This is a genomic window from Pseudomonas sp. B21-015 (assembly GCF_024749285.1).
GTDB lineage: Bacteria > Pseudomonadota > Gammaproteobacteria > Pseudomonadales > Pseudomonadaceae > Aquipseudomonas.
Map to the genome: position 1 here is coordinate 6,279,667 of NZ_CP087196.1, position 23,030 is coordinate 6,302,696.

Genomic DNA, 23,030 nt, shown 5'->3' on the forward strand with positions numbered 1-23,030 from the left:
GCTGTTTTTTCTTTTTCGAGGGCCCTATAGCCTATGTGGTACGAAGGTTTTCTTGGCTTATCGCCCTGGTCACTGGTGGCAGTCACCCTGCTGATGACCCACGTGACGATCGTCGGCGTCACGGTCTATCTGCATCGTTATTCAGCCCATCGTTCCCTCGAGCTCAATGCCGGCCTGAAACATTTCTTCCGTTTCTGGCTGTGGCTGACCACGGCGCAGAACACCCGCGAGTGGACCGCTATCCACCGCAAGCATCACGCCAAATGCGAAACCGTCGATGACCCGCACAGCCCGGTCATCAAGGGGCTGTCCACGGTTCTGCGCAAAGGCGCCGAGCTGTACCGCGCCGAAGCGGAAAACCCCGAGACCCTGCGCATCTACGGCAAGAACTGCCCCGAAGACTGGATCGAACGCAACCTCTACAGCCGCTTCCCGCTGCTGGGCGTGGCGATCATGGGCGTCATCGACCTGCTGCTGTTCGGCACCATCGGCATCACCATCTGGGCCATCCAGATGATGTGGATCCCGGTGTGGGCCGCCGGCGTGGTCAATGGCCTGGGCCATGCCATCGGCTACCGCAATTTCGAATGCCGCGATGCGGCGACCAATCTGGTGCCCTGGGGCATCCTGATCGGCGGCGAAGAACTGCATAACAACCATCACACCTACCCTAACTCGGCCAAACTGTCGGTGAAGAAGTGGGAATTCGACCTCGGCTGGGCATGGATCCAGGTCTTCAGCTTCCTGCGCCTGGCCAAGGTCCAGCGGGTTGCGCCGATCGCCCACCGTGTCGAAGGCAAAGGCAGCCTGGACATGGACACCGCCATGGCGATCCTCAACAACCGCTTCCAGATCATGGCCCAGTACCGCAAATTGGTCATCGCACCACTGGTCAAACAAGAACTGGAAAAGGTCGATCACTCGGTCCGTCACCAGTTCCACCGGGCCAAGCGCCTGCTCTCGCGGGAAACCAGCCTGCTGGATGACAAGCACCATGTGCGCATCCAGACCATGCTCGAACACAGCCAGGCGCTGAAGGTAATTTACGAGAAACGCCTGGCCTTGCAGCAGATCTGGGTCAAGACCAGCTCAAATGGTCACGACATGCTGGCCGCCATCAAGGATTGGGTACACGAAGCCGAGGCCAGCGGGATTCAATCCCTGCGCGACTTCGCCGACCAGCTGAAAACCTACTCCCTGCGCCCTGCCGCTGCCTGACCTTGAATCAAGGGCCGCTCCTGTGGCGGGGGAGCTTGCTCCCGTTCGGCTGCGCAGCAGCCGCAATATCTGACGACGCGTTTTAACGGAAAAAACGCGTCGCCAGGACCACCCAGCGGGAGCAAGCGTGCCCTCGCCACAAAAAAAGCGGGAACTTCGCTCCAAATCCCCTATCTCAAAGACACTTCGCCATCCAGGCGGGCTTTGTGCTGGCCGCTGTCGAAATAGCGGCACGCCCTTTGAGATTTGTGCCGATGGTCAATAAAAACCTACAAGACTCATCCCTTCCACAGTGGCCCGAGGCCGCGCAAACCCTGATGGCGCTGATGCATGCGCAAGGCGAAGTGGCGCGCCTGAGCGAACGCGAACAGCTGTTCAGCTCGCTGCTGGTCAGCGTCAACGCAGTGCTTTGGGCATTCAACTGGGAAACCCGTCAGGTGCTCTACGTCAGCCCGGCCTATGACCGGATCTTCGGCCGCCCCGCCGGCCTGTTGCTGTCCGACTACAACCACTGGCGCGACAGTGTTTATCCCGACGACCTGGATTACGCCGAGCGCAGCCTGGCGCAAGTGCTGGTCAACGGCGCCGTTGAAGACCGCGAGTACCGCATCATCACCGCCGACGGCCAGGTGCGCTGGCTCAGCGACAAGTGCTTCATCAACCGTCAGGCCGAGCCGGGCCAACCGGTGATTATCGTCGGCATTGCCGAAGACATCACCGAAAAGAAGCAGATGGAAACCGAGCTACACCGCTTGGCCACCACCGACGTGCTGACCCAAAGCAGCAACCGCCGACACTTCTTCGAATGCGCCCATCGCGAATTCGACCAGGCACGACTACACGGTGCGCCGATGGCCTTCCTGCTGCTGGACATCGATAACTTCAAAGTGATCAACGACACCTACGGCCATCCGGAAGGCGACATGGTGCTGCAACGCATCGCCGAGAGCGGCCGCGCAGCCCTGCGGCGTGGTGATCTGTTCGGGCGGATTGGCGGTGAGGAATTCGCTGCGGTGTTCCCCGGCTGCGCACCGGACATGGCCATGCAAGTGGCCGAGCGCCTGCAACGGGAGATTCAGCGGTTGAGTTTCAGCCATGACGACCAGACGTTCGGCATCACCGTCAGCCAGGGCCTGACCAGCCTCACGCCCGAGGATGAAAACCTCGACAGCCTGTTCGCCCGCGCCGATGCAGCGATGTACGAAGCCAAGCGCCAGGGCAAGAACCGGATTATCTCCGACTGAGAACTATCTGGCGCTTATACCCACCTGTGGCGAGGGGGCTTGCCCCCGTTGGGCTGCGAAGCAGTCCTGAATTCTGCAACCTCGCTCTGACAGGAATACCGCGATCTCTGGCTTCACGGCTGCTGCGCAACCGAACGGAGGCAAGCCCCCTCGCCACAGTTCGCTCCCACAGGGTTTGGTGTCAGATTCACTTCTTGCGCAAACGCATCAGCTCAGGCAATCCGATCTTGAGCAACCGCGCCGTGCGGCTCTTGGACAACGCCTCGATCCCCTCATGCTCGGTCAGGCGCGCCAGTTGTGCGGCCATGTTCATCACCAGCGCCTCGCGGGAGTAAACCCCGCCACCGAGCTGGTAAACCGCCGCAATCAGCTCTCGCAGCTCCAGGGGCAGGCGCCAGCGGGTCCGTAGCGCCGAACCATAGGCCGCGCCAAATTCGGCCAGTGCGTCGCCGACTTCTTCCAGCTCATCCAGCTCACCGCCGGCTTGCTTCCACTCCTGCAAACACCGCAGCAACGCCAGGTCGCCGAGACGATGCAGCATGCCCGCGCTATAACAGCGCTCCTGATCCAGATCCAGCAAACGCGCCAACGTTCGCGCGTATTCGGCGGTGTGCAGGGACAACTCCCAATAACGCTCGGCATAATCGGCCAGGAACGGATCGCTGAGCCGGGCACTGCGCTTGAGGGCCAGCCCCAGAATCAGGTTCATGCTTTGCCCGGTGCCCAAGCGATGCAACGCCTGGGCCAGGGTTTGCACGGCGGCGCCATGATGCTGGGCCGCGCTGTTGGCGGCAGCGATCAAGACAGCGGTGATTTGCGGATCGGTGCGGATCTCGTCTTCCAGCCGCGTCAGATCAAGGCCATTGGGATTGAGACTACGTTTGATCGCCACCTGCACATCGGTCATCAACGGCGCACCGTCCGCCAGTTCGCGCCGCCGCTCCAGATACACCGACAAGGTCATGCCCGGCGCCAATGACGGCACCTCGCAGGACACCTCTTCACCAGCGTTCAGCAATAAATCCTGCAGGCGCTGGGTCAGGCTTTCCATGTTCAAGGGTTTGGTCAGGTACGCCGTGGGCGCCAGAGGCAAGGCTTCGCGCACGCTGGCGCTGTCGTTGCGGCTGCTCATCAGAATGAAGGGCAGCGGCGGATTACGTTTGCGCTGACGAACACTGCGCAAGACATTCAGGCCATCGACGCCGGGCAACTCCCAGTCGACGATCACCAGGTCATAAGGATTTTCCGCCAACAGCTGCAGGGCCTCCTGGCCGTCAGCACACAGGTCCAGCCGCGCGTCGCAGCGCACATTCAACAACACCTGCTTGAGCAGGTCACGGGGCCAAGGGTCGGCCTCGGCAATCAGCACACGCGGTACAGCGGGTAACACTACAGCAGTCATCTGCACACTCCAACGGCAATGCTTGCACCTTAGTCAATGCTGGCCATTCGATACAGCTCAATTGCCCTGATGTGTTCCAAGGGGCATAAAAAAACCCGCCGAAGCGGGTTTTTTGTCGATCAGTTCACAAATGAATCAGAGCTCGGCGAAGCACTCTTCCATGATCGCCAGGCCTCTATCCAGTTGCTCGTCCGGCGCGGTCAGCGGTACCAGCACGCGCAGAACGTTGCCATAGGTGCCGCACGACAGCAGGATCAGGCCCTTGTCGCGCGCCTTGGCCACAACCGATGCCACGGCAGCAGCGTTCGGCTTGTGGCTGTCGCCGTCGACGAACAGCTCGACCGCGATCATTGCGCCCAAGGCACGCACTTCGCCGATCACCGGATACTTGGCCTGGATAGCCTTCAGGCCAGTCACCAGACGCTCGCCAACCGCTTTGCAACGGTCCAGCAGGTGCTCTTCTTCAAACACTTCCATCACGGCCAGAGCCGCGGCGCAAGCGATCGGGCTACCGGCATAAGTGCCGCCCAGGCCGCCTGGAGCGATGGCGTCCATGTATTCGGCCTTGCCGCACACACCGGCCAGCGGGAAGCCGCCAGCGATGGATTTGGCGAAAGTGGTCAGGTCGGCGGCAACGCCCATCTGTTCCATGGCAAAGAAAGTGCCGGTACGGCCAGCGCCAGTCTGTACTTCGTCAGCGATCAACAGAATGCCGTGCTGGTCGCACAGGGCACGCAGGCGCTTCATGAACTCTTTAGGCGCGACGTAGAAACCGCCTTCGCCCTGCACCGGCTCGATGATGATGGCGGCGATGTCACGCGGCTCGGCGTCGTTCTTGAAGATGCGCTCGATGCTGGCGATCGAATCGTCGATGCTCACACCGTGCAGCTCGTTCGGGTACAACGCGCGGAAGATGCCGCCTGGCATCAGGCCCATGCCGGCCGAGTAAGGCACGACTTTACCGGTCAGGCCCAGGGTCATCATGGTGCGACCGTGGTAAGCGCCGGTGAACGCGATCACGCCGGCACGGCCAGTGGCGGCGCGGGCGATTTTCACGGCGTTTTCCACGGCTTCGGAACCCGTGGTCACCAACAGGGTTTTCTTGGCGAAATCACCTGGCACCTTGGCGTTGATTTTTTCGCACAGTTCCACGTACGGCTCGTAGGCCAGGACCTGGAAGCAGGTGTGGGTCAGCTTGTTCAGTTGAGCAGTCACGGCCGCAATGACTTTCGGGTGCAGGTGACCAGTGTTCAGCACGGCGATACCGCCGGCGAAGTCGATGAACTCGCGACCTTCAACGTCGGTCACGGTGGCGTTCTTCGCGTGGTCGGCGAAGATCGGGTGAATCTGGCCAACACCGCGCGGTACAGCGGCTTCGCGGCGTTTCATCAGGGATGCGTTAGTCTTGCTCATAGTGTCCTCATTCACCGCTCATCGGGCGGCGTGGTTCAAGGATTAAGCGGCGGGGAGGCAACTACGGCAGCATGCGATGATCGACTGCCACAGCTTTCCCGGCCACAGAGAAAATTCCGTTTGAAGCGGCGCAAAGGGCAGCGCTCTCGTGCCCTTTACGCTTGAAGCAATGCCTGCTTATGTTTTCCGAGCTTAGATACCCAGACAGAGGTATTTGATTTCCAGGTAATCCTCGATGCCGTACTTGGAGCCTTCACGGCCCAGGCCCGACGCCTTGATGCCGCCGAATGGCGCGACTTCGTTGGAGATCAACCCGGTGTTGACGCCGACCATGCCGTATTCCAAGGCTTCAGCCACGCGGAACACACGGCCCAGGTCGCGAGCATAGAAGTACGAGGCCAGGCCGAACTCAGTGTCGTTGGACATCGCGATCACGTCGGCTTCGTCTTTGAAGCGGAACAGTGGCGCCAATGGGCCGAAGGTTTCTTCCTTGGCCACGGCAGCGTTATTCGGCACGTTGGTCAGGATGGTCGGCTCGAAGAAGTTGCCTTCCATCACCTTGCCACCGGACAGCACGGTTGCACCTTTGCTCACGGCGTCAGCAATGTGCTCTTGAACCTTGGCCACGGCTTTTTCGTCGATCAGCGGGCCCGTGGTGGTGCCGTCTTCCAGACCGTTACCGATCTTGAGCTTGGCCACGGCCACTTTCAGTTTTTCGGCGAACGCGTCGTACACCGAATCCTGAATGTACAGGCGGTTGGCGCAGACGCAGGTCTGGCCGTTGTTGCGATACTTGGAAATGATCGCGCCTTCGACGGCCTTATCCAGGTCCGCGTCGTCGAACACGATGAACGGCGCGTTGCCGCCCAGTTCCAGCGAGACTTTCTTGATGTCCTTGGCGCACTCGGTCATCAACTGACGACCGATTTCAGTCGAGCCGGTGAACGACAGTTTGCGCACGATCGGGTTGCCGGTCAGCTCGCTGCCAATGTCGCCGGCGCTGCCGGTCACCACACTGAACACACCGTTCGGAATACCGGCACGCTGGGCCAGTTCAGCCAGGGCGAAAGCCGAGAACGGAGTTTGCGAAGCAGGCTTGAGCACCATGGTGCAACCGGCGGCCAGAGCCGGGCCGGCTTTACGGGTGATCATCGCGGCCGGGAAGTTCCACGGAGTAATCGCGGCGGTCACGCCGATCGGCTGCTTGATCACGATCAGGCGCTTGTCTGGCTGGTGGCCCGGAATCACGTCACCGTAGACGCGCTTGGCTTCTTCAGCGAACCACTCGATAAAGGAAGCGGCGTAAACGATCTCGCCCTTGGCTTCAGCCAATGGCTTGCCCTGCTCCAGAGTCATCAGGCGAGCCAGGTCGTCCTGGTTCTCGATGATCAGCTCGAACCAGCGACGCAGCTTGTTCGCACGATCCTTGGCGGTCAGTGCACGCCAGGCCGGCAGCGCTTTGTCAGCGGCTTCGATCGCACGGCGGGTTTCGGCAGCGCCCATTTTCGGCACAGTGCCCAGAATTTCGCCCGTTGCCGGGTTATTGACCTTGATCGTCTGACCGTTGTCCGCATCGACCCAAGCGCCATCGATAAAGGCTTGCTGGCGGAACAACTGGGTGTCTTTAAGCTGCATGTCGGCTTTCCTTAACAGCACCGCGGCACGCGCGGAGCGAATTATGATTGTAGAAAGGCGCCTTATAGGCTGCCGTCAGGGAAATCATTCACCGGGCTGAAGCACATAAATAGCGCACAAATCGAACTCGTGCGGTTCAGCACCCAGACAAGAGCGTTTGAAATCTCAAACGAATCCTAGGATCAAAGGGGGTAAAGGACAATAGGCTGTTCGAAAAAAAGAACGAAAACGCCGCATTTGCTTATTTTTTCTGATCAACGTAGCAAACGCAGGTTACGCTTGGGAAAAACGCAGGCGATTCAGCAGCATGGACGCCCGCAGCGCATATGAGTATCATGGCGCCCGCATTGCACCAGTAGCTCAGCTGGATAGAGTACTGCCCTCCGAAGGCAGGGGTCGTGGGTTCGAATCCCGCCTGGTGCACCATTTTCTTTCCCTTGTATTACAAGGGGATAGCGCTCCTGAAAGAAACCTGTCCTAGTCCTGAAAGTCGTTTTTGCCACAAATTTGCCACACTTGAACGTGGCAGGAATGGTCGAAATGGCAACAATCAGGAATCGCGGCGAGTATCAGTGGGAAGCGCAAATCCGCCTCAAAGGCTATCCAGCCCAAAGAAAAACCTTCGAAACCAAAGCCGATGCCCAAGCCTGGGCACGCATGATCGAAAGCGAAATCGACCGAGGCATTTTTGTCTCTCGCGTCGAGGCTGAACACACCGCCTTTCATCAACTCATTGATCGCTATATCTCCGAGATCGCTCCGAAGCACAAAGGCGCGTATTCGGAAATCAAGCGCCTGGAAGCGCTCAAGCGTCATCCGCTGGCGACACGCATCGTTGCCACCCTCTCCTCTTCAGATTTTGCCCGCTACCGTGACGAGCGCTTGAAAATCCGCAAGGGCAATACGGTGAAGCGTGAACTCGCATTGCTCCAATGCGTCTGTCGGCTGCGTCACCGCGCCAAGAATCTGTCTATGATCTCGCGAGCTAGAGGAGACAAGGTAAAAGCAGCCGAAGAAGCGCATTTTACGGGCTGTAAATGAGCATTCTGAGGCTGTTTTTAACACGGTATCGCCGACGCGCAGCAGGTCATAAACAGGTTTTTAGAAATCACTCGGCCGCCGGTTCCAAGACCGCCAATAGCTCCGATAGCCGCTCATCCAACTGCGCCAGCTGTGCCGCCGCTATAGGCGCCAGAATCCGCGCCTCGTTGGCGACATGGGCGGTCACTGCGCGGTCGATCAGCGCCAGCCCGGCCGGGGTCAATTGCACCAGCAGGCTGCGCGCGTCACTGGGGTTGGGCGTGCGGCTGACCCAGCCGGCGGCCTCCAGCTGCTGCAGCTGCCGGGTCATGGTGCCGGAGGTGATCATCAAGGACGAAAACAGCGTGGTCGGCGCCAGGCAGTGGGGCGCGCCGGCGCGACGCAGGGTGGCCAGCACATCGAACTCCCAGGCGTTCAGGCCGAAAGCGCTGAAGACCTTAGCCAGTTCACGCTGCAGCAGCACCGAGCAGCGCTTGACCCGGCCAATGGTGCCCATGGGGCTGACGTCCAGATCCGGACGCTCGCGGCGCCACTGCCGAAGAATCATGTCGACCGCATCGGCCTGTCGTTCGGTTGTCATGCTCCACTCCTCAAAATTTATCTTGAACTCAAGACAAAATACTACTAACTTCCATTTTATCTTGAATGCGAGATAAATACATGCACAAGTTAAGCACCCGCAGTTCCTGGCTGGACGTCCTGAGCACGGCGCTGGCCCCGGCCATCTGGGGCTCGACCTATATAGTCACCACCGAACTCTTGCCAGCGGATCGGCCCTTTACCGCCGCCTTGCTGCGCGCGTTGCCGGCCGGTCTGTTACTGGTCCTGTACAGCCGGCATCTGCCCAAACGCGCCGAATGGTTGCGCCTGCTGATACTGGCGGCGCTGAATATCGGCTTCTTCCAAGCCCTGCTGTTTGTCGCCGCCTACCGCTTGCCCGGAGGCCTGGCTGCCGTGGTCGGGGCCATCCAGCCGCTGCTGGTGATGGGCCTGGTATGGACACTGGACCGCCAATGCCCGTCTTATCTGGCGGCCGGCGCCAGCGTGCTGGGGATAGTCGGGATGGCCGCGCTGCTGCTGGCGCCGGGCGCCTCTTGGGACCCGATCGGCATAACCGCGGCCTTTATCGGCACCGCCTGCATGGCGGTCGGCACCTACCTGACACGGCGCTGGCAGCTAGCGATACCGCTGCGGGCCTTTACCGGCTGGCAGTTGCTGGTGGGCGGCCTGTTGCTGCTGCCGCTGGCCTGGCTGGTCGATCCGCCGCTGCCGAGCCTAAGCCTCAGCCAGTGGTTGGGTTACGCCTACCTGTCGCTGTTCGGCGCGCTGCTGGCCTATGTGCTGTGGTTTCGCGGGATTGCCCGGTTGGCGCCGGTGGCGGTGTCATCATTGGGCTTGCTCAGCCCGCTGGTGGCCGTACTACTGGGTTGGGCGCTGCTGGAACAGAGCATCACCGGCCTGGCGCTGCTGGGGCTGATCACAGTGCTGGGCAGCATCCTGGCGGTGCAATGGGCATCGACCTCCGGCTCGCCGGCCAGCCAAACGCACACTGATTTATCCACTCTAGAAAACCCTGTGCAACGGAGAATGCTATGAACACTGCCATCAAGGACCTTATCGAGTCGCGAGTTTCCACCACCCGTTATCAGGCCGGTCGCGATCTGCCCGAGTCGGTCATCCGCGAGCTGGTGCAGCTGGCCACCCGCGCGCCCTCGGCCTACAACCTGCAGAACTGGAAATTTGTCGCGGTGCGCTCGGACGCAGCCAAGGCCCGCTTGCATGCCGTGGCCTACCAGCAGCGCCAAGTGCTGGACGCCCCCGTGACCTTTATCATCTGTGGCACCCTGGCGGCCCACGAGACGCTGCCGCAGATGCTGCAGCCCTCGGTCGACGCCGGCATTCTGCCGCCCGCCACTCTCCAGGGCTGGGCGGCCATGGCCAGCGAATCCCACGCGGGCAATCCGCAGCTGCAACGCGACGAGGCGCTGCGTTCGGCCTCCCTCACCGCCATGACGCTGATGTTGGCGGCTCAAGGCATGGGCCTGGCCAGCGGGGCCATGAGCGGCTTCGATGCCGAGGGCGTGACGCGAGAGTTCGACCTAGGGGCTAATGAACTGCCGGTCATGCTGGTCACCGCCGGCTACCCGGCCGCCGGCAACTGGCCGCAAAAAGTGCGTCGGCCTTTGCATGAGGTGCTGGCATTCGCCTAAGAGACTGTTTGCGATCTTTTGAGCAGTAGAACGAGAAAGGCCAAATGGATGAACTGCAAACTGGTGTTGAGTCAGGGTAGTGGAATGGCGTGGGACGGGCACGGTGGTTGATGATGTGGTGAAAGTTTTGACGCGACCACCGCAGTCGACGACGCAACAAGCCGCAGAATAGCGGCAACTCACCCCAAAATTGCAGGCCCCGGTTTTTCAGGGCCTGCAATTTTTGAGTGAGTGTTTTCAAGGGCGGTTACGCTCTGCTTCAACCTCATCAATGAGCGCATCAAGCTCGGCAAATAGTGTTTCGGCAGGAATAGCCGGACGTGGGTTATTAAGGCTGGAGCCAATAGACTCACGTATTTCTGCGGCTCGTTGCTGATAGGCCGTGTGCGGCAAGGGTTGAGCAGCAGGATGGCTATGATCGAGAGCGGCAACGGGCCGCCGAAGCGGTTTTTTCATTCTGTCGTCCAGTCAAACTCGTCGTACTCATCATCGTCTTCTTCATCCTCGATCAACTCATCATCAAGGACATCTTCCTCAAGCGCTTCCTCTTCCTGCTTCGCCAGAAGAAACTCCTTACGACTCTCAGTCACTGCTCGCCGTAATTCCTCACCCTTCACCGGGCAGTTGAGCATTTGGGCGATGCGGTCGATTTTTTGGGCCACGGCATCCTCCAACGCATCGGCTATAGGCCGATAGTGCGCGCTTTCGGGTGTCGATGCCAAATTTGCCGACCGCTGTTCACCTCATTTTTTCCGCAAATCCTTGAGTCGGGCCGTGAGATTTTCCTTGGGAAAGCGCTTGTGCAATGTCGTCAGCAACGCCTCGGCGGCTTGGGTCTGACCGGTATCTTGCAGGCGTATCACTTCGCGCAATTGATCATCCAGTGACTTGGCCGGCGCGGCGGCGCGTTTGCTGAGTTTTGCTTCATCGGCCATTTCGCTGTTGATCGACTTACGCTGCATTGGTGCGGAAAAATCCGCCATGGGCGCAGCCGGTGCGGGCGCGGATATAACGCCGGCCGGTTCATCCTGGGAGCGCGCTGCGGCTTCCGGTTTGGCGAGCGGTGCGGACGCTTTCGGCGCAGGTGCGAAGTCGTAACTCGGCAGTTGTTCCGGTGTGCGTTGCACCAGTGCCAGCATCAGCGCAACGCCGACGAGGCTGGCGAATGCCACTTGCCAGCGGGGTTGCTGGCAGGCGTGGAGCCAGCGTTGCCACAGGTTTGGCTTCGGCTTGGGGGCTTCCCGGTGTGCGGTGGCGAGGATGAAGGCGTCGAGATGCGCCGGTGGTTCACCGTTGCTGTGATCGCGAAAATGCTTGATCACTTCATCGTCGGGCGATGACGGTGTTTGTTTGGCGTCAGTCATGTCAGTACCTCCTCGGCCAGCAGCCGACGCAGTTTTTGCTGGGCGTAGCGCAAGCGACTTTTAACGGTTTCCAGCGGGGTTTCGGTGAGTGTGGCGATTTGCGGCAGGTCGAGGTCGCCGTGGGCTCGCAGCAGGAACACTTCGCGCTGGTCGGCGGGTAGGGTTTGCAGGGCGGCTTCGAGGCGTTGACCGTCGCGGCTCAGGCTCAGCAGTTGTTCGGGGTCGGCCGCGTCATCGACCAGGGCGTGGGCTTGTTCGTCATAGCTGTCGTGCAAGGGGTTGTGGGTGCCGTGTTTGCGCCAGTGATCGATCAGTCGGTTGCGGGCAATCTGGTAGAGCCAGGTACGAAAATTTGCCCGGCCTTGTGGCTGACTGGTGCTGCGGATCAGGCTCAGCCAGGTTTCCTGGTACACCTCTTCGGCCAGTTCGGGTTTACCGCTGAGGCTGAGGAGGAATCGATAAAGGCCTTGGCGATGACGGGCGTACAAAACTTCGAACGCCGGCCCGTCGCCCGAGCGGTAGCGCGCCAGCAGCAATTCATCGCTGCTGGTGGCTGAGCTGATTTCAGAGTCGGACATATCAGCGCTGGCCTCTTTCACTCTATCCGGTTGTCGTTGGGCTGTTGATTCGAGGCGGTCGGGGTTCGCAGGCTCTGCGCCAACTCCACCAATTGCACGAATTCACCGCGCAGACCGAATTGATCATCGCCCCGTGCGCCACGGGCCAGGGCTTCGGTGTCCTTCAGGCTGAAATTACCGGTGTAACGCCCGTCCTTGAGCTGCTGGGAAAAGGCAGCGACGGCGGCGGCAAAGCGCAGGTCATCGCTAGCTGTCGAGAGTTTGCCGGCCTCACCCTTCAGGATTGGCCGCTCGATCAAGCGACTATTCCCGCCTTCCGGCAACTGATAACGCACTCGCAGCATCGCCAATTCTCCGGTTTTTGCGGAAACATCGGCCCCAGGATTGCCATAGCGCAACGGTTCCAGCCAGCCCTTCTCGCCCTTGGGCACAATTTCATACAACGCCGTCACCGTATGCCCTGCGCCGATTTCTCCGGCATCGACTTTGTCGTTGCTGAAATCCTCACGCTTCAAGGCGCGATTCTCATAGCCCAACAGCCGATATTCGCTGACTTGCGCAGGATTGAACTCCACCTGCAGCTTCACGTTTTTCGCTACTACTGCGAGGGTCGAGCCGAGTTGATCCACCAGCACCTTGCGCGCCTCGCGCAGGTTGTCGATGTAGGCGTAGTTACCGTCGCCAGCGTCGGCCAGTTGTTCCATCAGGTGTTCATTGTAGTTATCCACACCAAAACCCAAGGTGGTCAGGGACACGCCGGTTTTGCGTTTATCCACAGCCATTTGTTTGAGGCTGTCGAAGTCGCTGATGCCGACGTTGAAGTCGCCATCGGTGGCCAGCAGGATGCGGTTGATGCCTTTGGGGATAAAGGCCTGTTGCGCCATTTGATAAGCCAGTTCGATACCCGACGCGCCGGCGGTCGAGCCGCCCGCCGTCAATTGATCGATAGCGGTACGAATTTTCGCTTTTTCCCGTCCGGAAGTCGGCTCCAGCACCACACGGGATTCTCCGGCGTAGACCACCAGTGAAACCCGGTCCTGCTCGCGCAGTTGATCGACCAGCAATTTCAGGGTGCTTTTGACCATGGGCAAACCTTCGCGACGGTCCATCGAGCCGGACACGTCCACCAGAAACACCAGGTTTGCCGGGGCCAGTTCCGCCACCGCGCGGTCGGAGGCCTTGATGCCGATGCGCAGCAACCGGGTATGCGGGTTCCAGGGTGACGGCGCCAGCTCGGTGGTCACGCCGAACGGCGAGCCATCGGTGGGCAAGGCGTAATCGTAGGGGAAGTAATTGACCATTTCTTCCAGGCGCACCGCCCCTTCGGGAGGCAAACGCCCCTGATTGAGCAAGCGCCGGACGTTGGCGTAAGCGCCGGTATCGACGTCGGCACTGAAGGTCGAGACCGGCGCCTCAGTCACGCTGTGAATCGGGTTATCGGCCAGCGCCTGATACTGCTCCCGCTGTTCATCCCGATAGCCCTGTGGATAAGCTTCACCGGCCGGCATTGGCGCGAAAGCGACCAACGGTGCAGGTCGCGCACTGTGCTTGGCCAGCGCGGTGTCCGCCATGGCCGCCTCACGCACCAACGCCTCAGTTTTCAGCTCACCTTGAGCCGGGGGCGCAACCGTTACGGAGTCAGGTGTGGATGATGCACCGCAACCGGCAACGGCCAGCAACAACCCGGCGGCGAAACCCTGGGCGGCCGGGCGGAGGTAATGCAGAGGGAGGGACATGGGGGCTGACCTCAGGAGGAAATTGACTCATTCATCCTCTGAGACGGACAGCCCGATCAGTTCGGGTTAAGCCGAAGTGAAAAATCTTCAGCGGTGATAACGCCGCACCACGCTGCTGTTTTTCAGCACATGGCCTTTGATCTGCTCCATCAGCTGCGCGCGGGTCAGGCCGGCAGGCAAGGCCTCTGGCGCCAGGTCCAGGGCGTAGAGCTGGATGATGTAGTGATGGGAGCTGTCGCCGACAGGCGGGCAAGGGCCAATGTAGGTGGTGGTGCCTTTGATGTTGGTGCCGCCCACGCCTTCGAGGGTGGATTTGGTGCCGACGCCGGCCGGGATCTGACGGGTCGAGGCCTTGATGCCGTAACGAATCCAGTGATCGACGCCCAGGCCTTTCTGGCCGTCCGGGTCGTGCATGACGATGGCGTAGCTGAGGGTGCCTGGAGGGCCGGCGTTCCAGCTCAGGGCCGGAGACTGGTTCTTGCCGCCGCAACCGCTGGCATCGCTGGCCTCCGCCACCGTGAACAGCCGATTGTCCGAAACACCGGGAATACTGAGGGTGAAACGCTCCTGGGCCTGCGCTGGCAACTGCACGCAAAAGGCGACTGCAACGGCCGCCAGCCAAGGGTTCAAAGAGGTCAATCGGGTCATACCGGAGCACCTTGTGCGGGGTGGGGCCGTCGTCGGCTCGCAAACTATAGCCGGACCGTTCGTGTGGTGGCAGTGGGAATTGGCTGAACCTGGGAATAAGCGCCAAACTTCTAAGTGAAACACCTGCCTGGAGATCGATCATGGCACTGCACCGCGTCGCCCGTTTCGCCGATGTGCCCCTTGACCGTGGCCTTGAGGTCCGAATCGACAAGATGAAAATCGTCTTGCTACGGGTCGGCGATCAATTGCGCGCCTATCAGGGCAAATGCCCCCACGCCGGGGCTCCCTTGGCCAAAGGTGCGCTGTGCGAGGGACGGCTGATCTGCCCGTGGCACAAGGCGGCTTATCGGCTCGAAGACGGCGCGCTGTGCGAACCACCGTCTCTGGACAGTCTGCGGCGTTACCCGCTTGAAGTTCGCGATGACGAGGTCTGGGTCGATGACCAGCCGATGCCCAGCCCCAGCACACCGCCGGTGGACGATAAGCGGACCTTTGCGATCATCGGTGCCGGTGCCGCCGGTACGGCCTGCGCTGCGGCGCTGCGGGAGAAAGGCTTCGGCGGCCGGGTGCTGCTGATCGACCGTGAACCCGAGGCCGGTTACGACCGGACGGTATTGAGCAAGTTCGTGATTGCCGGGGAGATGCCGCCGGACGAAGTTCCGCCTCTGCGGGATGAAGATTTTTATCGTGAACAGCGCATTGAACGGATAAACAGCGATGTGATGGGCCTGGATGCACCGAACCGGACTCTGCGACTGGCCGACGGTCAATCGTTGAGCTACGACGCCGCCGTGATTGCCACCGGAGGCATACCAAAATCCCTGTCGCTGCCGGGCGCCGATCTACCGCAGGTATTCGTGCTGCGCTCGAAGGCGCAAGCGCAGCAGATTCTGAAGACGGCAAAACCCGGCCAACGGGCAGTGATTGTCGGCGACAGCTTCATTGGCCTGGAATCCGCTTCGTCCCTGCGTCAGTACGGCCTGGACGTCACCGTCCTGGCCCGCCATGCCATCCCCTTCAAGGCGCAATTCGGCGACGCCGTCGGCAAGGCGATTCGTGCCCTGCACGAGGCTAACGGCGTGGTGTTTCATACCGATGGTGAAGCCGCGAAGATCGAAGGCACAGGCAAGGTCGAAGCGGTGCTGCTGGACAACGGTCAACGCATTGCGGCGGACCTGGTGTTGGTCGGGATTGGTGTCACCCCGGCATCGGCCCCGTTTGCCGATCTGCCAAAAGAAAAAGACCAGTCATTGAAGGTCGACGGCGGCATGCGCGTGACCGACGGGCTCTGGGCCGTCGGCGACATCGCGACCTTCCCGCTCAACGGCCAGCCTCAACGGATCGAGCACTGGCGCCTGGCCCAACAACAGGCGCGGATTGCAGCGGCGAATATGCTCGGCGGCGACGAACGCTACCTCGACGTGCCGTATTTCTGGACCTGGCACTTCGGCAAAAACTACGACTACCTCGGACACGCCGAGGCCTGGGACGAGGTTGAATTCAAAGGCGACCCAGAACATCCGCCGTTTATTGGCCTGTTCGGCAAGAACGGCGTGGTAGCGGCCGCCGTTGCCTGCGATCAGGAACGGGCGATGGCGATGCTCGCCGAACGAATGAAACAGCCGCTGTCGGTGGATGAGGCGTGGCGCCTGGTTCGTGACCTGAGCTGACGGCGACTTTGTGGCGAGGGAGCTTGTCGGATCGCCGCACCGTCCCGTTCGTCTGCGAAGCAGACGCAAAATCGGCGACTGCGCTCTATCAGATACAGCGCGGTTAATGGCATCGGGAGTCCTTCGGCCTGGAGCGCCAGCCCGGTCCAGCGGGAGCAAGCTCCCTCGCCACAGATGAGCGAACGCCTAGAAATGGCTCATTGGCTCGCGGTTGTCGTCATCTTCGGCTGGCAGGCGGATCACCAGCGGATGCTCGAGCGGCGCCAAAGGCGGCGGTAGCTCGGCCGGGTCGACGGGGAAGACGTGCGTAATGACATGGCTGACATCGCCTTCCTGATCGTTGTGAATGGTCATCGAGCCCGGTGTGCGCAGCTTCTCCAGGCGGTCACCGGTGAGCTTGAAGCTTTGTCTCAGCCCCTGATCGTCCGCCACCGGCGCCGGCAAACGGCGTTGGGCGAAGCTCTTGCTTTTGCGCTGTTGATAACGCGCCCATGCGATCAGGATCACCGCGTTAAACGACGCCACCCACAGGTAAATCTGCAACGTGCCGAGGGCGTCGAAAAATGACGCATCGATACGCGGGCCGTCATGGGTATCGATCAATGGCCACAAACCCCGCGCCAGCAAATACAGCAGCCCGATCCACGCCAGTACGGTGAAGAAAACATCGATCACGACCAGAAAGGGTCGCTGCCGGGTTCTGATGATTTTCATTTGATGACCTCCTCTTCATCATCATTCAGCGGCTTGATGCCCCGGTCCGGACTGACCCAGCGCGCGCGCTTCTGATGTTGACCGAACAGCACTTTGGGGAAGCTGACCAGGGTGGTGAGCAGGCTGATGAGCCAGAACACCAGCGGATACCAGACCACCCAGAACATGGTCTTCCCGAGGCCCTTTTCGTAACGGCGGTCGATCAGGATGCTGACGGCGAATTGCACCAGGCAGACCACCGCCAACACCAGCCCGGTAAAGGCCGGTGGCATCAGGTGATCGACGGCAATGGCGGATGGCATGTCGACGAATTTGCCGACGCCCCAAAAGATCACCGACAGCAGAAAGGTGAAGGCCCAACCGGTGGACAGGCAGTATTCGAACAGCAGCGGCCACAGGTAACGATGGCGGTATTGCCAGATGCCGCGAATGTTCTTGAACAGCACCTCGGCGCCGCCCTGAGCCCAGCGCAGACGCTGTTTCCACAGGCCGCCGAGGGTTTCCGGCATCAGGATCCAGCACAGGGCGCGGGGCTCGTAGAAAATGCTCCAGTGATCCAGTTGCAGTTTCCAACTGATGTCGATGTCTTCGGTGATCATGTCCGGGCTCCAGTAGCCGACCCGATTCAGGGCCGTGCGACGGAAAGCGACGATCACCCCGGAGACGGTAAAGATCCGCCCGAATACCCGTTGGGTGCGTTTGATCAGGCCGATGATCGACGAGAACTCGCCGACCTGTACGCGGCCGACCAGGGTCGAACGGGTGCGGATTCGCGGGTTGCCGGTCACGGCGCCCAGTCGCGCATTGTCGAGCATCGGTGCTACCAGATACGCCGCGGTGTTCGGCGCCAGCAGCGCATCGCCGTCGATGCACACCAGATATTCGCTGCGCGCCGCGATGGCGCCCATGCGCAGGGCCACGGCCTTGCCCTGGTTTTCCGCCAGGTGCAGCACCCGCAGACGCGGATCCTGCGCCGCCAGTGCATCGAGCACCGCGGCGGTGTTGTCCTTGGAGCCGTCGTTGATCGCGATCACTTCGATGTTCGGGTAATGCTGGGCCAGCGCCGCGTGAATGGTATCGGCGGCGTTGTCGCCTTCGTTGTAGCAAGGGATCAGGATCGAGATCAGTGGTTCGCCGGCCAGCGGGGGCGGCAAGGTATCGTCCTGCCACGGCCAGTGCCGCTCCCAGTGCAGCCAGAAATACAGGCCGCCGGCGATCCACAGTCCCGACATGAACAGTGGATAGAAGAACACGAAGTCCATCAGGAATTGCCCGGTGAGCAGAAAGATCAGCCCGAGGGGAACCCCAAGGACGATCGCCAGAACCAGCAGGGCCAGAAGTCTATCCAGCATGTTATGGATTCCACTTGTTGGAGAGCGCGGGCCGCACGGTTTTCAGGTCCGGCTGGTTCTCGAGGAAGTTGTCCGGATAGTAGCCAAAACTGGTGGCGCCCTGACGCTTGAGGAGGCCCATCCAGCCGGCCAACTGCCCGCTGTCGATGTCGGTGTGTTTCGTCCAGTCGCGGGCCTGCAATTCGAACACTGTGCGGTTGAGTGCGCCGGGGCGCGATTTGACCGTCGCCACCAGCTTTTCGAGCCAGGGGCCGGATTGCTGTTGGCTCTGTTTTTCCATAAGCGGCATGGCCATCGGCGCCGTCCAGTCGTAGGCACGCAGGAAGTCGTCGAGGTTCTGCGCGAACCAGGCTTCGCTCTCGGGATTGAGCATTGGCTCGGCGAAAATATTGCGCGCTGTTTTGACTTGCGGACCGCGAATGGCGCGAACCTTGGCGGTCAATTCGCGAGTGAAATCGATCAGGTAGCGGCTCTTGAACCGCGCCCAGCGTTGCAAGGTCGCCGGATCGGCGCGCAGGGCGGCAATCGAACCGGGCAGACCGTTGGCGGCATACACTTTCAGGGCTTTAGGCCCGGCGTCTTCGAAGTCCGACAGCACTGCGTCATCGTGATAGAGGATGCCGTCGACCGAGGTCAGGCGTGCCACGTCTTCGTAGATTTCACCAATGATGCGCCGCACGTTCGGATCGAATGGCGACAAGCGCTTGTACTGATCCGGATCGATCGACGTGGTAGCGGTTTTCGGGTTCCAGCGAGTGACCCGTGGCAACTTCGAGTCCAGGGCAAAACTCAGCACCGGCATCCACGCGAAGACCTTGACGTTAGCCCGAGTACGCAACTGCCAGGCCACGCGGTCGAAGAGGTCGGCGCGCACCGGCAGGTGACGGTTGGGGAAGTACAGCGAATGCACCAGGCCATCGCCCGCAGGGTCAGCAAAGGCTTGCAGGAATACGGTGTTGGCACCCATGTCGGCCATGCGCTGGATCAGTTTGCCGAGGTTGATTTCCTGTTGGGCCGGGTCCGCGTCGTAGACGTTGTCCAGGTCCACATGCACCACGCGCATCGGCGATTCGGTCTGCACCGAGACCATGCTGTTGGCGAAGTGCTGGCCATCCGGGTCCGAGGCCACCAAAAAGCGCGGGCTGCTCATCAGGTCGTCGAGGGCATCGAGGCCGTCTTCCAGGGTCAGGGCCATCTGATACCCCTGTTCGTTGACCACTTGCAGCGAGGTGCCGTCCGCCGCGCCGTATGGCCAAACCCACACACGCGGTTTGTAACCGGTGACCTTGCGGATTTTCTCCGAGATGGCCGCCACGTCGGCGCGCATCCGGGCCTGGAATTGGGCTTCGGTTTCATAGCGCCCGGTAGCGGCGTCATAGCGCCGGGTCGCGGCCGCCGGTTGCAGGTTGCCTTGCGGGTTGGCCAGCACGCCTTTGTGACTGGCGTCGGTGTGGGCGGCGATTTCCACCAGGCCGGATCGGGAGACCTCGCGGATCTGCTCCCAGGTCAGGAAGTCCGAACGCTTGCGCGGCGTACCGGCGAAATCCACCGGCTGGTTCAGCGGCGTATCGATCCACACCCCGACCGGCGCCAGCAAGGCATGCCAGTTATAGGCGCGCAGCACTGGCAACACGCGGGTGTAGAAGCTCGAATAACCGTCGTCGAAACTCAGCACGATCGCCCGGGGCGGCAGCTCGGGGCCGCCGTTACGAGCGGCGATGATCTGGTCGATGGTGACCGGTTTGTAGTTGTTCTCCCGCAGCCACGCCAGTTGCTCGATCAGACGCTCGGTGCGCACGGCCACTACCGCCTGATCGGGGTCACGGTCTTCGACGTCGTGGTACACAATCCCCAGCACATGGTTTTTCGGCCATGGTTTTTCATTGGCCGCCACCGGGCGTTCGGACGGCGGTGCGAAGGCCGGGGCTTGCTGGGCGCAGGCGCTGATCAACAGCGTTCCCAGCAGAAGGATGAAACGCGAAATAAAAGGCATCTTCAAACTCTTCTAGAAGCGGTAAGTGAGGTCGACGAGCAGGCGCAGATCGGTTTCGCGGTCGCCGTCATACGGCCGGTTGATCACGCTCAGCAGACCGCCCACCTCGAATACGTCGTTCCAGCTGTAGCGCTGGCCGTAACCCAGCAGGGCGATACCGCCGGTGCCGTGATCGCGCTGGCTATAGGTACCCGCACCGGCCTGGAACTGTTGGCTCCAGGAGGTTTCGTAGCGGTGATAGAGCACATGATTGACGTTCACCGTCGGCAACACGCTGAAGTCGGATTTGGGGTTGAAGTACGGCACATCGTCGGACTTGGAGTTATGGCTGGTGCCGACTTCCAGGCCGAGGTCGACTTGCAGCCTCGGCGCACGGTAAACGCCCTCGCGACCGGTGAGCACGGCTTCGACACGGTTATTGCCGTCGCTGAAGTGCGAGGGGCTGACCGCCAGTTTCCACTCACGGCTTTCATTGGCGCGCCAACGGATGAAACCGCTGCCGCCATTGGCGGTGATGTCGCTGTTCAAGGCCCGCAACGGCGTTTGTGCCGACAGGTATTCGAAGCTGCCGCCGTACTGCCAGTGATCATCGATGTCTCGGGTGATTGCCAGGCGCGCGCCCTGTTTATCGCCGAAGCCGTAGGAATGGTTGGAGACTTCCGCTTCCAGGGACATGTCGCGGGTCCGGCGTTCGAGCCCGACACGCTGGAAACGGTGGTGGCCGGTGCCTTCCTGGAAATCGCCGGTGGCGTAACCGGCACCGGCGAACAGGCGCCAGTCTTCATCGATGGGCGGGCTGTACAGCGTGGTTTCGATGCCGAAATCGCGGCTGCCGTTGACGGCCCCGACATCGCCGTTGCCACCGCCATAACTCTTGCCGCCGTAGGCCTCCACTCGCAGCTCGGCCATGTCATGGACCTCACGCTGACGCTGCAAACGCTGCACTTGACGGTTGCCCGGAAAGCGCGCGACCACATCGTCGGTCAGTGCATCCAGCTGTCGCCATTCCTGCAGGTCCATGGCGGTATGGCCTTGAGCGACTTCCAGCCCGATATCCCGCGGGGCCACGCTCTCGGTTTCCTTGAGTTGACTCTCGGCGCGCCGTGGCCAGTCCCGGGCCAGGTACAGATCGGCCTGGGCCAGACGCAGGCCGAGGTTGCCCGGGGCCTGATCCACCAGCGTCTGCAAACGCTGCTCGCCCGAGGGCAGGTCGGCGCCGTAGGTGCCGGCCTGGGCGGCGAGTTGCTGCGCGTCTATCCATTCATCGTTGGGATTGCCCACCGGCAAGCCCTTGAGCTCGATCCGCGGCTTTTGGGTCTTGGCCTGGTCTTCGGCGACCTGGCGCGCTTCATCGGCCTTGTCGCTTTCAAGCAAGGCGTAATAGAGCGCGGTGCTGTCTTCCAGGCGATCGCCGATATCAGCATCCGGCGCCACCAGCACCTGACGATACAAATCGGTGGCGATTTCCGGCTGACGCTGGTCCAGATATGACGACGCCACCCAACGCAGGGCGTAGGTCGGAATCTTCACGCCTTCGGCGAGCAGTTTCTGGTATTCGGCGATGACATCGGCGGTGCGCGCACGGGCCTTGAGGGCACCCATGCGGTCGATTCGCCAGCGGGTGACGTCATCGTGGGCCGCTGGATCCGGCGTCCAGGTAGTCAGTAACTGGTCGTAATCGGCCAGGGCTCTATCGGCGATCACATACCGTTCTTTTTCGCTGCGAGTGGCCAGTTCGACCAGACGCACGCGTTCTGCCGCCAGATCACCTTCGAGATGGCGTTGCAAGACCGGATCAATCAACCCCGGCCGTTGACGCGCCAGGCGCAAGGCCGGTTCCGGCAAGCGGGCGCGTTGCAGGGCAATCACGTATTCCCGAGCGACTTCGGGCTTGCTGCCCGCGCGGATGAAGGCCTGGTCGTATTCGAACAGTGCCTCATAGGTGGCGCCGGCGCGGGTCAAGGCGTAGGCCAGGGACAGGCGACGGGAAGGATCATCCGGTTTCGCCGCCACCAACGCCCTGGTACGGGCAACGGCCTCGTCAGGTTTGCCGGCGTCGGCCTGGGTCATCGCCAGCCCAAGCTGCAGGTCGGCATTTTGCGGCGCAAGGGCCAGGGCCTTGTTGTACACCTGAGTCGCCGAATCCCAGCGCTTGAGGTTGCGATAGGCCCGCGCGGTGGCGATCAGGGCCTGGACCGGCAACGCCCGATTGTGTCCCTGGGTTTCATAGACCTGGACGACTTCGGCGTCCAGACCGGCCCAGCTGGCAATCTGCAAGTGATCGCTGATCTGGCCGGTGGTGGCCTGGTTCACCGGCACCTGGCGCAACACCGTCAGTGCAGGCGTGTAATTGCCGGCCCGCGCATCGCGAACCATTTGGTCGTAAGGGGTATCGGCGAGCGCGGGCACCGGCCACAGCAATTGGCCGCACAGCGCAACGCGAAACAAGGGGCGAAGCCCACGATGAATAAAAGGACCAGCAATACGCGGCATTCGTCAGCATCCTTACATGGCCAGCCGGGTCGCAATGTCCCTTGCCCATTCGTAACGGAAAGCCGGGTCGCAAGACCCAGCCAGGCTTTATCGAAGCAGTTTTGCATGCAAGCGTAGTCAATAATTCGGGGCACAATAATTATTCAGATTCGTTACATTCGGATCTCCTCTCAATGCCAGCCAGTCAAGCCCGCTCCCACAGTTCCGCACATTGGCTGACTGGCATCCGGGCCCCCTCCTCCCTCACCCGTTTTCGAAACTCCAGATAGCAAAACGCCCGGCGTCCGCGTGTTGCAGAGGCCGGGCGTTGCGCAGAAGC

Annotated in this window: 20 protein-coding genes and 1 tRNA gene; 7 read left to right on the top strand and 14 right to left on the bottom strand. The window is 61.2% G+C overall.

The genetic code is table 11. The annotated features are described in order from the left end of the window. The first annotated feature begins 33 nt into the window (after positions 1 to 33). The gene (desA, locus tag LOY38_RS28645) at positions 34 to 1,218 is read left to right on the top strand and encodes a delta-9 fatty acid desaturase DesA (protein ID WP_258698092.1); all 1,185 of its coding nucleotides are present in this window, start codon (positions 34 to 36) and stop codon (positions 1,216 to 1,218) included. 254 nt (positions 1,219 to 1,472) lie between these two features. Further along, positions 1,473 to 2,462 carry a sensor domain-containing diguanylate cyclase gene (locus LOY38_RS28650; protein ID WP_258698093.1) on the top strand — a complete coding sequence of 330 codons (990 nt, stop codon included), beginning with the start codon at positions 1,473 to 1,475 and terminating at the stop codon, positions 2,460 to 2,462. 187 nt (positions 2,463 to 2,649) lie between these two features. Here LOY38_RS28650 and LOY38_RS28655 read toward each other — a convergent pair whose 3' ends face one another. The 3 genes from LOY38_RS28655 to gabD all read right to left on the bottom strand — a co-directional run bounded on the left by LOY38_RS28655 (position 2,650) and on the right by gabD (position 6,912). Further along, a complete protein-coding gene (locus LOY38_RS28655; RefSeq protein WP_258698094.1) occupies positions 2,650 to 3,864 on the bottom strand; it encodes a response regulator in 1,215 nt (404 codons plus the stop codon). Between the two features lie 135 nt (positions 3,865 to 3,999). Continuing rightward, positions 4,000 to 5,277: a 4-aminobutyrate--2-oxoglutarate transaminase gene (gene gabT, locus LOY38_RS28660; RefSeq protein ID WP_258698095.1), complete on the bottom strand. Its 1,278-nt coding sequence runs from the start codon at positions 5,275 to 5,277 to the stop codon at positions 4,000 to 4,002. A 192-nt stretch (positions 5,278 to 5,469) separates the two neighbouring features. Further along, positions 5,470 to 6,912: an NADP-dependent succinate-semialdehyde dehydrogenase gene (gabD, locus tag LOY38_RS28665; RefSeq protein WP_258698096.1), complete on the bottom strand. Its 1,443-nt coding sequence runs from the start codon at positions 6,910 to 6,912 to the stop codon at positions 5,470 to 5,472. A 349-nt stretch (positions 6,913 to 7,261) separates the two neighbouring features. Here gabD and LOY38_RS28670 point away from each other — a divergent pair. Together LOY38_RS28670 and LOY38_RS28675 are read left to right on the top strand one after the other, a co-directional pair. Continuing rightward, a tRNA-Arg gene (locus LOY38_RS28670) sits at positions 7,262 to 7,338 on the top strand. A 114-nt stretch (positions 7,339 to 7,452) separates the two neighbouring features. After that, positions 7,453 to 7,953, top strand: a complete 501-nt coding sequence (locus LOY38_RS28675; protein WP_258698097.1) for a Shufflon-specific DNA recombinase — start codon at positions 7,453 to 7,455, stop codon at positions 7,951 to 7,953. A 67-nt stretch (positions 7,954 to 8,020) separates the two neighbouring features. Here the strand turns inward: LOY38_RS28675 and LOY38_RS28680 are convergent, their stop codons facing one another. After that, positions 8,021 to 8,533 carry a MarR family winged helix-turn-helix transcriptional regulator gene (locus LOY38_RS28680; RefSeq protein WP_258698098.1) on the bottom strand — a complete coding sequence of 171 codons (513 nt, stop codon included), beginning with the start codon at positions 8,531 to 8,533 and terminating at the stop codon, positions 8,021 to 8,023. An 80-nt stretch (positions 8,534 to 8,613) separates the two neighbouring features. On the opposite strand from LOY38_RS28680, the gene LOY38_RS28685 reads away from it, so the two are divergent. After that, positions 8,614 to 9,549, top strand: a complete 936-nt coding sequence (locus LOY38_RS28685; RefSeq protein WP_258698099.1) for an EamA family transporter — start codon at positions 8,614 to 8,616, stop codon at positions 9,547 to 9,549. Further along, on the top strand, positions 9,546 to 10,163 hold the full coding sequence (locus LOY38_RS28690) for a nitroreductase family protein (RefSeq protein ID WP_223486356.1): 618 nt from the start codon (positions 9,546 to 9,548) through the stop codon (positions 10,161 to 10,163). Before LOY38_RS28685 ends, LOY38_RS28690 begins: the two co-directional genes overlap by 4 nt. Before the next feature lie 237 nt (positions 10,164 to 10,400). Here LOY38_RS28690 and LOY38_RS28695 read toward each other — a convergent pair whose 3' ends face one another. The 6 genes from LOY38_RS28695 to LOY38_RS28720 form a co-directional block, all read right to left on the bottom strand. Beyond that, on the bottom strand, positions 10,401 to 10,619 hold the full coding sequence (locus LOY38_RS28695; RefSeq protein WP_258698100.1) for a hypothetical protein: 219 nt from the start codon (positions 10,617 to 10,619) through the stop codon (positions 10,401 to 10,403). Beyond that, positions 10,616 to 10,885: a hypothetical protein gene (locus LOY38_RS28700; protein WP_258698101.1), complete on the bottom strand. Its 270-nt coding sequence runs from the start codon at positions 10,883 to 10,885 to the stop codon at positions 10,616 to 10,618. Before LOY38_RS28700 ends, LOY38_RS28695 begins: the two co-directional genes overlap by 4 nt. Positions 10,886 to 10,906: 21 nt before the next feature. Beyond that, positions 10,907 to 11,527, bottom strand: a complete 621-nt coding sequence (locus tag LOY38_RS28705) for a hypothetical protein (RefSeq protein ID WP_258698102.1) — start codon at positions 11,525 to 11,527, stop codon at positions 10,907 to 10,909. Beyond that, entirely contained in the window at positions 11,524 to 12,105 is a 582-nt protein-coding gene (locus LOY38_RS28710; protein WP_258698103.1) for an RNA polymerase sigma factor, read from the bottom strand. Before LOY38_RS28710 ends, LOY38_RS28705 begins: the two co-directional genes overlap by 4 nt. Before the next feature lie 17 nt (positions 12,106 to 12,122). Then, complete coding sequence (locus tag LOY38_RS28715; protein ID WP_258698104.1) at positions 12,123 to 13,841, bottom strand: VWA domain-containing protein; 1,719 nt, start codon at positions 13,839 to 13,841, stop codon at positions 12,123 to 12,125. Positions 13,842 to 13,928: 87 nt separating this feature from the next. After that, on the bottom strand, positions 13,929 to 14,489 hold the full coding sequence (locus tag LOY38_RS28720) for a YbhB/YbcL family Raf kinase inhibitor-like protein (RefSeq protein ID WP_258698105.1): 561 nt from the start codon (positions 14,487 to 14,489) through the stop codon (positions 13,929 to 13,931). A gap of 140 nt (positions 14,490 to 14,629) precedes the next feature. Between LOY38_RS28720 and LOY38_RS28725 the strand changes: the two genes are divergently transcribed. Then, on the top strand, positions 14,630 to 16,159 hold the full coding sequence (locus tag LOY38_RS28725; protein ID WP_258698106.1) for an apoptosis inducing factor family protein: 1,530 nt from the start codon (positions 14,630 to 14,632) through the stop codon (positions 16,157 to 16,159). Positions 16,160 to 16,345: 186 nt separating this feature from the next. On the opposite strand, the gene pgaD is transcribed toward LOY38_RS28725, so the two are convergent. The 4 genes from pgaD to pgaA are packed head-to-tail and all read right to left on the bottom strand — an operon-like array spanning position 16,346 to position 22,711. Next, positions 16,346 to 16,873, bottom strand: coding sequence for a poly-beta-1,6-N-acetyl-D-glucosamine biosynthesis protein PgaD (gene pgaD, locus LOY38_RS28730; protein WP_258698107.1), 528 nt, complete (start codon positions 16,871 to 16,873; stop codon positions 16,346 to 16,348). Beyond that, complete coding sequence (gene pgaC, locus LOY38_RS28735) at positions 16,870 to 18,225, bottom strand: poly-beta-1,6-N-acetyl-D-glucosamine synthase (RefSeq protein WP_258698108.1); 1,356 nt, start codon at positions 18,223 to 18,225, stop codon at positions 16,870 to 16,872. The genes pgaD and pgaC overlap by 4 nt, the downstream gene beginning before the upstream one ends. 1 nt (position 18,226) lies before the next feature. Further along, on the bottom strand, positions 18,227 to 20,218 hold the full coding sequence (gene pgaB / locus LOY38_RS28740; protein WP_258698109.1) for a poly-beta-1,6-N-acetyl-D-glucosamine N-deacetylase PgaB: 1,992 nt from the start codon (positions 20,216 to 20,218) through the stop codon (positions 18,227 to 18,229). A gap of 12 nt (positions 20,219 to 20,230) precedes the next feature. Beyond that, positions 20,231 to 22,711 (bottom strand): poly-beta-1,6 N-acetyl-D-glucosamine export porin PgaA, encoded by a 2,481-nt coding sequence (pgaA, locus tag LOY38_RS28745; RefSeq protein ID WP_258698110.1) that lies wholly within the window; start codon positions 22,709 to 22,711, stop codon positions 20,231 to 20,233. Between the last annotated feature and the right edge of the window lie 319 nt (positions 22,712 to 23,030).

Coding starts and splice junctions, on each gene's coding strand:
- LOY38_RS28690 (WP_223486356.1), top strand. CDS start 9,546: ATGAACACTGCCATCAAGGACCTTATCGAGTCGCGAGTTTCCACCACC.
- LOY38_RS28695 (WP_258698100.1), bottom strand. CDS start 10,619: ATGAAAAAACCGCTTCGGCGGCCCGTTGCCGCTCTCGATCATAGCCAT.
- LOY38_RS28710 (WP_258698103.1), bottom strand. CDS start 12,105: ATGTCCGACTCTGAAATCAGCTCAGCCACCAGCAGCGATGAATTGCTG.
- pgaD (WP_258698107.1), bottom strand. CDS start 16,873: ATGAAAATCATCAGAACCCGGCAGCGACCCTTTCTGGTCGTGATCGAT.
- LOY38_RS28725 (WP_258698106.1), top strand. CDS start 14,630: ATGGCACTGCACCGCGTCGCCCGTTTCGCCGATGTGCCCCTTGACCGT.
- LOY38_RS28685 (WP_258698099.1), top strand. CDS start 8,614: ATGCACAAGTTAAGCACCCGCAGTTCCTGGCTGGACGTCCTGAGCACG.
- pgaC (WP_258698108.1), bottom strand. CDS start 18,225: ATGCTGGATAGACTTCTGGCCCTGCTGGTTCTGGCGATCGTCCTTGGG.
- LOY38_RS28655 (WP_258698094.1), bottom strand. CDS start 3,864: ATGACTGCTGTAGTGTTACCCGCTGTACCGCGTGTGCTGATTGCCGAG.
- pgaB (WP_258698109.1), bottom strand. CDS start 20,218: ATGCCTTTTATTTCGCGTTTCATCCTTCTGCTGGGAACGCTGTTGATC.
- LOY38_RS28675 (WP_258698097.1), top strand. CDS start 7,453: ATGGCAACAATCAGGAATCGCGGCGAGTATCAGTGGGAAGCGCAAATC.
- LOY38_RS28650 (WP_258698093.1), top strand. CDS start 1,473: ATGGTCAATAAAAACCTACAAGACTCATCCCTTCCACAGTGGCCCGAG.
- LOY38_RS28705 (WP_258698102.1), bottom strand. CDS start 11,527: ATGACTGACGCCAAACAAACACCGTCATCGCCCGACGATGAAGTGATC.
- desA (WP_258698092.1), top strand. CDS start 34: ATGTGGTACGAAGGTTTTCTTGGCTTATCGCCCTGGTCACTGGTGGCA.
- gabT (WP_258698095.1), bottom strand. CDS start 5,277: ATGAGCAAGACTAACGCATCCCTGATGAAACGCCGCGAAGCCGCTGTA.
- LOY38_RS28680 (WP_258698098.1), bottom strand. CDS start 8,533: ATGACAACCGAACGACAGGCCGATGCGGTCGACATGATTCTTCGGCAG.
- LOY38_RS28715 (WP_258698104.1), bottom strand. CDS start 13,841: ATGTCCCTCCCTCTGCATTACCTCCGCCCGGCCGCCCAGGGTTTCGCC.
- pgaA (WP_258698110.1), bottom strand. CDS start 22,711: ATGCCGCGTATTGCTGGTCCTTTTATTCATCGTGGGCTTCGCCCCTTG.
- LOY38_RS28720 (WP_258698105.1), bottom strand. CDS start 14,489: ATGACCCGATTGACCTCTTTGAACCCTTGGCTGGCGGCCGTTGCAGTC.
- gabD (WP_258698096.1), bottom strand. CDS start 6,912: ATGCAGCTTAAAGACACCCAGTTGTTCCGCCAGCAAGCCTTTATCGAT.